We start from the raw sequence: 13136 nt of genomic DNA on the forward strand, positions 1-13136 counted from the left end.
TATCTGCCTTGTTTGAGGAGATTTTATGCACTGTTTCTGATTATAATCCAGTGGAATACCTGCTTTTTAAACACAAACAGTTCCTTATACTTGTAGATGGCCATTATGAATCAAGAATGCATAAATAACTATTGTCAATGATATTTGATCACGGTTTTGGTGCGGTTGCCCTGAAGAAACTACTTGAAACTATCATATTTGAATAATTATTTGTACTTTTGTCCGTCAATTTGGCGTAGGCCGGACGGCCCCGTCTCTTTACTGAATAAATTTTAAAGCGATGAATATATCTTACAATTGGCTGAAAGATTATCTTGATTTTGATTTACAGCCTGATGAAGTAGCAGCAGCACTTACCTCTATTGGTTTGGAAACCGGAGGGGTAGAAGAAGTTCAAACCATCAAAGGTGGATTGGAAGGACTTGTCATCGGTGAAGTTCTTACTTGCGAAGAACATCCGAATTCCGATCACTTGCACATTACAACCGTGAATGTTGGCGGCGCGGAACCCTTGCAGATTGTTTGTGGTGCGCCGAATGTAGCTGCCGGACAGAAAGTGGTTGTTGCTGTAAACGGTACTAAATTGTATGATGGTGATGAGTGCTTTACGATCAAGCGCTCTAAAATCCGTGGCGTTGAATCGAACGGTATGATTTGTGCTGAAGATGAAATCGGTATTGGAACAGATCATGCAGGTATAATCGTACTGCCGGCCGATGCGGTAGTCGGTACTCCGGCCAAAGAATATTATAATGTGAAGAGCGATTATGTGCTGGAAGTTGATATCACGCCGAACCGTGTGGATGCCACTTCTCATTTCGGTGTAGCTCGCGATCTGGCCGCTTACCTGAAACAGAACGGTAAGCCTGCCAACTTGAAACGTCCGAGTGTGGATGCTTTCAAGATTGATGATGAAGTTCCGGCTATCGAAGTTGTCGTTGAAAATAAAGAGGCCTGTCTGCGCTATTCAGGTATTACGATTAAAAATGTAACTGTAAAGGAAAGTCCGGAATGGTTGCAGAACCGTTTGAAGGTGATCGGCCTGCGTCCCATTAATAACGTGGTGGATATTACGAACTATATCTTGCACGGCGTAGGACAGCCTTTGCACTCTTTCGATGCCGATAAGATCAAAGGTAATAAAGTCGTGGTACGCTCGGCGACGGAAGGTGCCAAGTTTGTGACGCTCGATGGTGTGGAACGTACGTTGACCGACCGTGATCTGATGATTTGCAATGTGGAAGAGCCGATGTGTATCGCCGGTGTATTTGGCGGACTCGATTCCGGTGTGACGGAACAGACTAAGAATGTATTCCTGGAATCTGCCACTTTCCATCCGACTTGGATCCGTAAGACAGCCCGTCGCTTCGGTCTGAATACGGATGCTTCTTTCCGCTATGAACGCGGCTTGGATCCGAATCAGACGGTCGAAGTGATGAAGCGTGCCGCTCTGTTGATTCAGGAAGTGGCAGGCGGAACGATTACGGGTGCTATCCAGGATATTTATCCGGTTCCGGTTGCCCCCTATCGTGTGGAACTGACTTACGATAAGGTCAATACATTGATCGGCAAGGTGATTCCGGTTGAAACGGTCAAGAGCATTCTGGAAAGCTTGGAAATGAAGATCGTTTCCGAAACTGCCGAAGGTTTGGTGATTGATGTGCCTGTATATCGTATTGATGTACAGCGCGATGTCGACGTGATCGAGGATATTCTCCGTATTTACGGATATAATAATGTGGAATTCAGTGACAATGTAAAGTCTAATCTGAGCTATCAGACTCCGACTGACCGCAGTTATAAATTGCAGAACCTGATTTCTGAACAACTTTGCGGTTGCGGTTTCAACGAGATCCTGAATAACTCGCTGACACGCTCGGCCTACTATGACAATCTTTCCACTTACCCGGTTTCTCACTGTGTGATGTTGATGAATCCGTTGAGCGCAGATCTGAATTGCATGCGCCAGACGTTGTTGTTCGGAGGCTTGGAAAGTGTCGAACATAATGCGAAACGCAAAAATGGCAATATCCGCTTCTTCGAATTCGGAAATTGCTATGATTACAATATCGACCATAAGAAGGAAGATGAAACATTGGCCGAATTCTCGGAAGATTATCGTTTGGGCTTGTGGGTAAGCGGCAGCCGTGTGGATAACAACTGGGCGCATCCGAATGAAAAGTCTTCTGTTTATGAATTGAAGGCATATGTGGAAAACATCTTGGTTCGTCTCGGTGTGAATTTGCAGAAGGTCATTTTTGGTAATCTGGCTAACGATATCTATTCGGCAGGTTTGAGTATTACGACTTCGTCCGGGCGCCAGTTAGGTACGATGGGTATCGTCAGCCCGAAGATCTGTAAGGAATTGGATATTGAAACGGATGTCTATTATGCGGAACTTTCCTGGACATTGTTGATGAAGGAAATCAAGAAGAGCAAGGTTACCTTCTCTGAAATTTCCAAGTTCCCGGCAGTGAAACGAGATCTAGCCCTGTTGTTAGAGAAGAATGTTCAATTTGCCGAAATAGAAAAGATCGCAACGGAAAGTGAACGTAAACTGTTGAAAGACGTTGCTTTGTTTGATGTATACGAAGGAAAGAATCTGCCGGCTGGCAAGAAATCATATGCAGTCAGCTTCTATTTGCAGGATGAAGGAAAGACTTTGAATGATAAGCAGATCGATGCTATCATGAAAAAGATCCAGACAAATTTGGAACAGAAGTTAGGTGCACAATTGAGAGGATAAAAAACATAAATCATAAATCATAAGATCATAAATTATGGGAAGAGCGTTTGAGTTTCGTAAAGCGAGAAAGTTTAAGCGTTGGGGTAATATGGCCCGTGTATTTACTAAGTTGGGTAAAGAAATTACGATAGCTGCAAAACAAGGTGGACCGGAACCTGAAAACAATCCGCGTTTGCGTGTATTGATGCAGACTGCTAAAAAAGAGAACATGCCGAAAGATAATGTCGAACGTGCTATCAAGCGGGCTGTCTCTAAGGATTTTACCGATTATAAAGAAATGAACTACGAGGGATATGGTCCTTTCGGTATTGCTATTTTTGTGGAAACTGCGACAGACAATACGACTCGTACTGTAGCAAATGTACGTAGTTATTTCAACAAGAACGGTGGTTCTTTGGGTACATCCGGCAGTTTGGAGTTCCTGTTCGAGCATAAATGTGTTTTCCATATTGCAAAAAAGGATGGCATGTCGTTGGAAGATCTTGAGTTGGAGCTGATAGACTATGGAGTCGATGAAGTGGATGAAGATGAAGACGAAGTGGTTCTCTATGGTGAATTTGCCCAGAATTCGGCTATTCAGAAATATCTGGAAGAGAATGGATATGAAATCACCAGTAGCGAATTTGTCCGTATTCCGAACGATGTGAAAGAAGTGACTCCCGAGCAGCGTGAATCGATTGAAAAATTGATTGAAAAGTTGGAAGAGGACGAAGACGTTCAGAATGTGTTCCACAATATGAAGGAAGACGAAAACGGAGACGAAGAATAAGTTCGTATTTGTTATAGAATAAAAAAGAGAGTACAAGGACTATAACCTTGTACTCTCTTTTTTATTCTATATCAGTATTTATATCAAAAAATCTTCTTTTCTTTGCTGTACTTTATTTCAATACAAATACATTTTTTAGTGGTTATGAAAGGTTTTAGAACTCTACTTTGTGTTATTTCGTTAGCCTTATCAGGCGTAATTGTGAGTGATGTTATGGCCCAGAAAGAATTGGGTGTGTTTAATTCTTTGGCAGTAGGTGTGGGCGTCGGTACTACCGGTATCGACGTGAATGTGGCAACTCCCATCACATCTCACTTTGATTTACGTGGTGGTTTTTCCATTATGCCAAATTTCAGCATGAGTACGGATGTAGATGTTGATGTGGAGGCTATGGAAGGCGTGAGTGTTCCCTCTACGATTGGTATGGAGGGAAGTATCAAGCGTGTTTCCGGCGAATTACTTGTGAATTATTATCCGTTTAAAAAAGGTTCTTTCTTTTTGACTGCTGGTGCTTACTTTGGCGGGGGAACTTTATTAAAAATAAATGGGCATAGTGATGAATTGAAGGAATTGGTAGCCGAAGCCGGTAAGGCCGGTATTGTTATCGGCGATTATACGATTCCGGTAGACAAAAACGGTAATGTGTCAGGTGGCTTGAAAGTTTCGAATTTCCGTCCGTATGTGGGTTTGGGGTTCGGCCGTGCCGTACCGAAGAAACGGCTTGGTGTAATGTTCGAGCTGGGAGTCCAGTTCCACGGCAAACCGGATGTTTATACGGACTATGGTAATGTCAACAATTTGTTGGATGAAGTCGATCCGGACGATACGTTTTCGAAAATCATGGATAAGCTCACTGTTTATCCGGTTATGAAGATACGTCTGTGTGGACGGATTTTCTAATCGTACGTAAATATATATATTAAATGAAAGCCTGGCTGTGGGGAGTCAGGCTTTCATTTTTACTATAAATAAGACTGGGTTGTCTTTGTTTGTCAGGTCAGGAAAAGAGTAGGCAAGTTCTTTGCCGCTTTTATAATAACAGTAGGTGTTGCTTTGAAGGTCTATGGATTGAAGTTCGAGAATCTTGCCTGTCTTGTAAAAGTTGTCATCCAATCCTCCTTGCACGTGATAGGCTTTTGTTCTTCGTTGGTCGTAACAAAATGTATAGCTACGTTCCGGTAGAGTAGGATCGTAGTGTGTTGAGATTAAAAAACGTGTCCCGATCTGTAAAGGAAGAATTTTTGCGTAGTCCTCGGTGATGGTCAACTGGTTGCTATTGATGAGATAGAGTGTGTCGTTTAAGATATGGGCTGGCTGTAAGGATGGAGCTTGTACATAAACGTGCCCGTCCTTGACGGCTATTTCGGTACCTGTCTTGTAATTGATATCCATTCTTCCCAAATCGGCAACATCCAGTTTGCGCTTCCCGACTTCATTAAAGTAGAGATCAAATTTATAGAGCCATTGTTCGATTGACGGAGCTTGCTTGTTTTCTGAATTAACCAAGTCTATTGTTGTCCACAGATGGTTGTTATAATAAGCCATATGCCCGAAAGTTTTCCATGAAGCATCTTGAGGGAGGATACTCTGAAAAAGGAGTTGCCCGTCGTAATCATAATAGTATACCTCATGTCCGGTGCCGATCACGACCAGCCGGTCGTGGACAGGATCGACCGCATAGTCAACCAGTTCGACTGGCTGTCTCGTTCCTGGCAGATGTGCCGTTATTTGTCCGAGAAATTGACCGGAACTGTTGAAATGATAAAGTTGACGATCGCTGACAAGGAAGATGTCTTCCCGGTCGCGCTTGATCATTTTAATCTTGTTCAAAGAACAATGTCCGTTTGTTTTCAAAGGGATGGCGATCACCTCCTCGGCGACATCGGACAGACTTCCTTCCGGTTGACATTGAGGCAAATCGGTAGTATGGATCACTTGATATCCGATCCAGCCGTATAAGGCTATCAGACATATGAATAAAAGATTAAAGGTTTTTCTCATTTCATTTCTAATTAAAAAATTCCTTTGTATAAACGGACGATACTGTCGGTTTATTGCAAGGATCTCTTAATCCTGCAAGAAAATCCAGTTGTTTTCGGAGGAGATATCTTCTCTGTACCGGAATCCTTCCCAAGTAAAATCTTTTAATGCATCCGGATTGGTAATCCGGTTTTTAACGATGTAACGGGTCATTTGTCCACGTGCCATCTTGGCGTAGATTACGATTGTTTCGGCTTTCCCGTTTTTCCAGACTTTAAAATCCGGTGTTATTACACGGACTGATTGTTCTACCTTTTTCCAGTCGAATGATGGTTGTAGGTCCATGCTCCCCAGGTTGATCAGCAGGTTATCGTCGGCTTTCACTTCTTCAATAACCGGTTCGGTTTGACGGGCACGCCAGTAAATATACATATTCCCTTCTCCTAATTCGGGTAGTTTCACATCATATTCCATCCGGTAAGGTTTGATCAGGTCCAGCGGGCGAAGGAGACCATAACAAATGGAAACGAGCCGCAAATGATCCTGGGCAAAGCGGAAGTCCGCCTCTGTAAAATCTTTGGGATTGATATTCTTGAATACGACACCCGTATAAGCCAATAAAGCTTGTAGCGGTTCTTCTTCCGCAGAATGGAAATTCTGAAAACGATGGTAACTTTCCATCATCAGCTTGGGACTGAGCTTTAACATCCTGCCTAATTCTTCGGCGGGATATTGAGCCATGTGCAATGCGATCTCGATTGCTTCCTGGTTGAATCGGGGCGTTGTACCTGCAGGCGCTTTTATTTTGGATGTTCCAGCCATTGTCTTGGCAGGAGATAAGATGATATGCATATTTGTGAATATATTGTTTTTATTATGTAAATATCTCGTCATTTATATCCGGTGCATAAATAAAAGTCGGATATCCCGCACCCATTTCCTGATATAACTGCCTGATATCACGATGCAGACTGCTGATAGCACTACTACTATTCCTCCGATCTGCATCGGTTGCAGATGCTCGCCTAAGAAAAGGACGCCCATGCATACGGCGGTAAGCGGCTCCATGCATCCCAAGATCGCAGTCGTTGTCGAACCTATATAACGAATGGCCAGTATCAGTGTAAGGTCGGATACCAACGTCGGGAGGAAAGCAACCATCAGCACGTCTATCGTTGTGGCCAGATTCGGCATCGGGTCGGGAAAATCTCCTTTTATCGCCAGATTTACCAGAAAGACAATCGCTCCGGAAAGCAGAATATAGAAAGTGGCTTTCAAGCTGTCGAGCCTGGCGATCCGGCTTCGGTTCATACCTACGATGTAGGCTGCATAGGCAATCACTGTAGCCAATACCAACATTAATCCTTTTATATTGATAGAACCTCCCGGCGTATTTCCTCCGCTCAACATATAGACACCGCTTACCGCCATCGCCATTGCCAGCAGTATCGGCATTGTCAGCTTGTCCTTGTAAAATACAAACATGATCAGGCTGACTACCACCGGATAAAGGAAATGGATCGTTGTCGCCACCCCGCTCGGAATATAAAGATAAGCCTCCGTCAGCCAAAGCGCCGTGATGGCATAAAGTGTACCTAAAATAAAAGCGATCCCGAATTCGCTTTTCTGTATATCGAACGGAATCTTTTTCACCCACATCAGTACGGCAACCAGTACGGATGCTAAGGAAAAACGGTAGAACAGCAACGAGTCCAAACCTACGCCGTTTTCAAGCGCCGGAATGGAAAAAAGAGGAATCAATCCGAATGTGGCGGATGCGATAAGTCCGTACAAAAATCCTTTTACCTTCATGTAAATTCACTGTCTGTTGAAATGAGGGGACAAAAGTAGCAAATCTTTCTGAACCTTTTCTAATGAAATGGGAATCATGCTTTGCTATTCTTTTCGATTAATTTTGTATGTTTACGGCGTATTAGAAAATGATGGACAGCTAATTATGTCCGGGAGCATGATGAATAACCCTTGTTTAGGGTGTGTGGAAATTAATACAAACTTTATATTATATGAAAATCGGAATCGGTATTTTACTATTATTCTTTGTTACCTCTTTGCAGGCACAGAACATTATAGGAAAGGTCATAGACAATAAAAAACAACCGGTAGATGGTGCAACCATCGTTTTGCAGGCAATAGATTCTACTTATATAAACGCTTCTATTTCAAATGTAGACGGAACTTTTGTGTTGGATAGCCAGCCTGAAGAATACCGTTTGATCGTGCAGCATCTCTTGTACAGGACTAAGGAAATCGAGGGAAAGGGCAGAGATGTCGGTGTCATTCAACTTGATCCGCAGGATTATGCTTTGGATGAGGTCGTGGTAAAAGCGGAGCGTCCTTTTGTGAAGGTGGAAGAAGGGCGTTTGGGATATGATCTGTCCGTTCTTGCCGGCGACGGGGTGGTGAACAATGCATACGAGGCTCTGACTAAACTCCCCGGTGTAAAAGAGACTAAAGGTGTATTAACTTTGGCAGGTACGGGAAATTTGACAGTCGTCTTGAATGGAAAACCGACAACAATGGACGCCGGACAACTTGAGACGCTTTTGCGCAATACTCCGTTGGATAGAGTGGAAAAGGCGGAAGTCATGTACAGTGCGCCTCCCGAATATCATGTAAGATAATTTGGATGATGAAGATCATTTTAATCTCGCTTATACCAGCAGTTTTACACCTGAGCAGCATAGCAATAGCCTGACTTCCGGTAATTATCAGGCAAGCAATGTTGACAAATATGTCGAAACCCGTATGCACAATGTCACTTTGCAATATCATTCCGGATCTGGATTTGATGTCGGCGGAGATTACACGCATTATACGTCAGATAATAACCAAACTTTGTTTGCGGATTATGCGGATGGTGCTCAAAGCGGTTTCTCTATAATCGGTGGTCAAAAGATAGACCGTTATTCTATTTATGTTGACCGGAAGCGTTCTTTGGCTAAAGAATGGGATTTGGGGTACGGTATGTCTTACCGATTTGCAAAAGACCGTGACTTTCAGACCTATGATAAGGTTACAGGTGATATCCCGACCGAAAATACGGATTCCCGGCTTCGTGAGCAGACTGCCAATGTCTATGTTTCCTTGAGCAAGAACTATGCGACTGGTACATCGGTTTCTATCTCTGCTACAGGTGAATATTATACCATCGGCAATTATCGTAAGTGGGCTGTCTATCCGCAAGCATCTTTGACGTATGTAAAATCTTCCGAACATTTATTCCAGTTTTCGTTATCGACGGATAAGACTTATCCGGGTTATTGGGATATGCAGTCTTCCGTCAGTCATCTGAACGGATATACCGAGCTTTGGGGGACGCCGGGATTGAAACCTTCGACAGCCTATAATTTGAACGGCAATTATATATGGAAGCAAAAGTATATTTTCGGTCTGTTCTTCATGCATACGTCTGACTTTTTCGTACAGACGGGCTATCAATCGACTGACCGTTTGGCATTGATTTATAAGAATACGAACTGGAACTATATGCAGATGTGGGGGACAAACGTCATCTTACCCTTTAAAGCCGGAAATTGGCTGGATTCACGACTTACTTTGGTAGGTATGCAAGTTCACCAGCGTTGCGATGACTTTTTTGATATCCCGTTTAACCGGAGGAAATGGATGTTCAACAGTTCGCTGGATAACACGTTTAAGATAGGTAAGAATCTGGCTTTCGAATTGATAGGTAGTATACAAACCCCGATGATCCAGGGAACTTTTGACATTGAAACAGTCTATAACCTCACTGCCGGATTGAAATGGAGTTTTGCTAGCGATAGGATAAATCTGTCTGCCCGTTGCAGTGATCTTTTCAACTCGGGCATGCCCAATTTGAAAGTTCGTTTTAATGGGCAACACTTGGATATGAACAACGATTTTTATTCGCGCTCTTTTACCATACATTTCAGCTACCGCTTCGGTGGATATAAGAAGAAAGAAGCCGGGAAGATTGATACCTCAAGGTTCGGACATTAGCATGAGCCTTGTTTATCTTTTAGGATTGTGTGTCGAATGTACTTGTTTCCGTCTTTATGGATAGCATACTGGACAAGTTACAATTTGTCCAGTATGCTATTTATTTTTTGTAAATTATTTCTACATGAGACAATTTGCCGGGAAGGCATTTCATCTCCTATCAGACCGTATATTCCATGCAACAGAGGTTTTACCCGGAGAGCGAGCCGTTCGCCCTCTTCTGTCAGGTAAATTTGTTTGTTACGCCGGTCCGTCGGGTTTCCTCGACGTTCTACCCAGCCTTTCTTTTCCAGATTATTGATAAGATTGGTCAAGCAAGCTTTGTCTTTAGCTGTCTGTTCTGCCAGATATTGCTGGCTGACTCCGGGTTTCTTCCATAAACGATGCATCACCTGGAGCATCTCGAATGTCATGTCGACATTATTGGTTCTCAATACTCTTTGTATGGTCTGGCGAAAGGTCATTCGCGTTTTCAGAATTTGGAGTATTAGTTCGTGTGCCGTTTCGTTATTTGCCATTGCTGTTTACTTTTACGGCACAAAAATAGTGAATATCCTTGAGATATCGGTTAAATGTTTGATTGTCGATTAAAGAATGCGCCGTTCCAATTCGTCCAACATATTCACGCGTTCCAAAGAAAATGTGTTGTCGTGCGTTTGTATATATTCCAAGATTGTCTTGGCTTTTTGCAACATCGCCTGCTCCTCGTCGGGATAGAGATAACTTTCTTCGATCAGGGTCTTGACGGCTATCTCAAGACGGAGGATTCCGCCGTTGTCATCACTGTCGAGTCGACGGACAAGCTCTTCGGGCTGGGCCGTCATAAGGGTAGGACGGTCCAGTTTGAGGGAACTGTATATGGTTTGGATCAACTCTGGAGTATGGCGAGCCGCATTTGTGTTGCGATTCATAATGATCTGAAGGACTACTTTAGCAAGTTCTTCGATCTGTATCATGATGAAGTCTCTCTTAAGCATAAGAAATATTAGCTTTGAAAATTGTCAATTTTCAATTGTCAATTGAATAATGCGGATATCCTTTTTAGGGCGGTCATATTCGTCGCGAGGTTGTCCGGCGATGATATCGAGCACATCGAATCCTTCAATGAGTTCGCCATATACGGTATAGTTGCCGTCCAGATGGTGACAACCGCCTTCTGTGGTGTAGGCTTTTCGTTGTTCTTTGGTGAACAGCAGATGTCCGGGTGTAGCACGTATCATTGAGTCTACTTGGGCGTTGATTTTACGCAGACGTTTTTGGTATTCGCGTTTATTGCTGGCTTTCTGCATACGTAGTTCGGCGCGGACGGGATAGAAGAACTTCTGCATAGCCTTTTCCTTGATATCCTGGTTGGCAATCATTTCCAGCGTGTCCAGTTCACCGCTGGTATAGACTTTTCCTTGTACGATATAGAATTGCGACATATCCGATTTCTTTTGCGGGTTGATGTCGTCGTTCTGGCGAGGAGCAGCCAACGCGCCGCGTTTGTTGAAATGGTGAGGCCGTATCTCCGGCATGATCTCCGAATTTCGGTCTCCGAAACCACAGCGGGCACCGGCGGGAGCATTGCGCGAATCAGGAGCACCGCCCTGTATCATAAATTCAGGGAGTACGCGTGTGAACAGCGTTCCGTTGTATTCGCCCCGTTTGGCACGTTCAATAAAGGTGCGGACGTGGTTAGGGACATCGTCATATAGTTTTGCTTTTAGGGTTCCGACGCTCGTGTTGATGGTGACTATTTTCGCAGGAACCTGTTCAGATGCAGATATTACGGTGTCCGCATCGCCCTGTCCGAAGACAGGAGAGAGGCAGGCCAACAAGCCTAATAAGATACAATAGCTCTTTTTCATCTTTTAAAATATTTGGTGGGTAAAGATAGTATTTATGTTGTTAAACACAAAGTAAATGGCTACCTTTGCAGCCTTTAAGGCAAATTTAAGATTATAACTACACGTATTATTATGAATTGGATTAATGATTTGTTATGGGGCGAGGGCATTGGCCACTCCATACTTCTGCTTTCCTTTGTGATCGCTGCAGGCATACAATTAGGCAAGATCAAAGTCTTCGGCGTATCTTTGGGAATTACTCTTGTGTTGTTTGTGGGGATCATTTTAGGACATTTCGGTTTTACGATCAACCACAACGTGATTCACTTTTTTAAAGAGTTCGGATTGATACTTTTTGTCTATTCTGTAGGTATGCAGGTCGGACCGGGTTTCTTTTCTTCTTTCAAACAAGGAGGGATTACGCTGAATATGCTGGCGTGCGGTATTGTGTTCTTAGGTGTCTTGACGGCTGTCATTCTGCATTATGCGACCGGTATTCCGATGCCGACAATGGTCGGAATCTTGTCGGGTGCGGTAACGAATACACCGGGATTGGGGGCTGCCCAGCAAGCATTTTCCGATATGCACGGAGTGTCTGACAATACGATTGCTTTGGGATATGCTGTCGCTTACCCTTTAGGGGTGATCGGTATTATCTTGTCTATTATCTTGATTAAGTATATTTTCCGTGTAAGTTTCGATAAGGAGAACGAGCAGTTGAACAGCGAAGATTCTTCTCATACCAATGAGGCCAAGCCGATCTCGTTGATCGTGAAGAATCCCGCTATCTTCAATAAGACGGTTGCCGAATTATCGAACCTGCTGGAACATCGTGATTTTGTTATTTCCCGTGTCTGGCGTGATAGTAACAAGCAGATCGAAATAGCTTCGGCCAATACCGTATTGCAGGAAAACGACAAGGTTTTTGTTATCACGACTGAGACGGATGCCGAGACGATCAAGACCTTTATCGGAGAAGAGATCGATATGGAACGTAAACAGTGGATCCGTATGGAAAGCCAATTTATCAACCGCCGTATCCTGATCACGAAACCGGAGTTGAACGGTAAGCGTCTGGGACAATTGAAATTGCGGAAATTATATGGTATCAATATCACCCGTATCAATCGTGCTGGTGTCGATCTTGTTGCCAAACCTGGGTTGACTTTGCAGGTAGGCGACCGTGTGAACGTAGTCGGTACCGAAACAGCGGTCTCCAATGTGGAAAAGGTTTTGGGTAATTCGATGAAGCGTCTGAATGAACCGAACCTGATTACTATCTTCGTCGGTATTGCGTTGGGTATCGTGCTGGGTAGTATTCCAATTTCCTTCCCTGGTATTCCGCAGCCGGTCAAGTTAGGTCTGGCGGGCGGTCCGCTGGTTGTGGCTATTCTGATCAGCCGTTTCGGTTACCATTATAAATTGATTACTTACACGACACAGAGTGCAAACTTGATGTTACGTGAGATCGGTATTACACTTTTCCTTGCTTGCGTAGGTATTAGTGCTGGTGACGGTTTTGTCGATACGATTGTGAATAATGGCGGTTTTGCTTGGATAGGCTACGGTTTCATCATTACGTTTGTGCCGCTGATGATCATTGGTTGTATCGGCCGTTATTTCTGCAAGGTCAATTACTTTACGCTTATGGGGCTCATTGCCGGTAGTACGACTGATCCGCCTGCATTGGCCTATTCGAATGCGACAGCCGGAAACGACGCTCCGTCGGTTGGGTATGCGACTGTCTATCCGTTGACTATGTTTCTCCGGGTATTGACGGCACAGTTGTTGATTCTGTTCTTCGCGTAATCGT

10 protein-coding genes and 1 pseudogene are annotated in these 13136 nt (G+C 43.8%); 5 read left to right on the forward strand and 6 right to left on the reverse strand.

Going from position 1 to position 13136, the window contains the following annotated elements:
* The first annotated feature begins 280 nt into the window (after positions 1-280).
* The 3 genes from pheT (at position 281) to KTG12_RS18465 (ending at position 4415) form a co-directional block, all read left to right on the forward strand.
* A complete protein-coding gene (gene pheT / locus KTG12_RS18455; protein ID WP_022322203.1) occupies positions 281-2746 on the forward strand; it encodes a phenylalanine--tRNA ligase subunit beta in 2466 nt (821 codons plus the stop codon).
* Positions 2747-2780: 34 nt separating this feature from the next.
* Entirely contained in the window at positions 2781-3515 is a 735-nt protein-coding gene (locus tag KTG12_RS18460; RefSeq protein WP_005640280.1) for a YebC/PmpR family DNA-binding transcriptional regulator, read from the forward strand.
* Positions 3516-3659: 144 nt separating this feature from the next.
* The gene (locus KTG12_RS18465; protein ID WP_122204954.1) at positions 3660-4415 is read left to right on the forward strand and encodes a hypothetical protein; all 756 of its coding nucleotides are present in this window, start codon (positions 3660-3662) and stop codon (positions 4413-4415) included.
* Positions 4416-4460: 45 nt separating this feature from the next.
* Here the strand turns inward: KTG12_RS18465 and KTG12_RS18470 are convergent, their stop codons facing one another.
* The 3 genes from KTG12_RS18470 to KTG12_RS18480 all read right to left on the reverse strand — a co-directional run bounded on the left by KTG12_RS18470 (position 4461) and on the right by KTG12_RS18480 (position 7307).
* Positions 4461-5516, reverse strand: a complete 1056-nt coding sequence (locus tag KTG12_RS18470; protein WP_005650297.1) for a 6-bladed beta-propeller — start codon at positions 5514-5516, stop codon at positions 4461-4463.
* Between the two features lie 66 nt (positions 5517-5582).
* The gene (yaaA, locus tag KTG12_RS18475; protein ID WP_155144350.1) at positions 5583-6347 is read right to left on the reverse strand and encodes a peroxide stress protein YaaA; all 765 of its coding nucleotides are present in this window, start codon (positions 6345-6347) and stop codon (positions 5583-5585) included.
* A gap of 42 nt (positions 6348-6389) precedes the next feature.
* Positions 6390-7307 carry a DMT family transporter gene (locus KTG12_RS18480; protein ID WP_005640292.1) on the reverse strand — a complete coding sequence of 306 codons (918 nt, stop codon included), beginning with the start codon at positions 7305-7307 and terminating at the stop codon, positions 6390-6392.
* Positions 7308-7519: 212 nt separating this feature from the next.
* Here KTG12_RS18480 and KTG12_RS18490 point away from each other — a divergent pair.
* Positions 7520-9494: pseudogene (locus KTG12_RS18490) on the forward strand (outer membrane beta-barrel family protein).
* Between the two features lie 77 nt (positions 9495-9571).
* Here KTG12_RS18490 and KTG12_RS18495 read toward each other — a convergent pair.
* The 3 genes from KTG12_RS18495 to KTG12_RS18505 form a co-directional block, all read right to left on the reverse strand.
* Positions 9572-10012: a MarR family winged helix-turn-helix transcriptional regulator gene (locus KTG12_RS18495; protein WP_022322200.1), complete on the reverse strand. Its 441-nt coding sequence runs from the start codon at positions 10010-10012 to the stop codon at positions 9572-9574.
* A gap of 69 nt (positions 10013-10081) precedes the next feature.
* Positions 10082-10471, reverse strand: a complete 390-nt coding sequence (locus KTG12_RS18500) for a hypothetical protein (RefSeq protein ID WP_005640301.1) — start codon at positions 10469-10471, stop codon at positions 10082-10084.
* 24 nt (positions 10472-10495) lie between these two features.
* Positions 10496-11344, reverse strand: coding sequence for a peptidylprolyl isomerase (locus tag KTG12_RS18505; RefSeq protein ID WP_022322199.1), 849 nt, complete (start codon positions 11342-11344; stop codon positions 10496-10498).
* Between the two features lie 111 nt (positions 11345-11455).
* On the opposite strand from KTG12_RS18505, the gene KTG12_RS18510 reads away from it, so the two are divergent.
* Positions 11456-13132, forward strand: coding sequence for a putative transporter (locus tag KTG12_RS18510; protein ID WP_005640306.1), 1677 nt, complete (start codon positions 11456-11458; stop codon positions 13130-13132).
* Positions 13133-13136 lie beyond the last annotated feature (4 nt).

Source organism: Parabacteroides sp. MSK.9.14 (assembly GCF_019041495.1).
Taxonomy (GTDB): domain Bacteria; phylum Bacteroidota; class Bacteroidia; order Bacteroidales; family Tannerellaceae; genus Parabacteroides; species Parabacteroides merdae.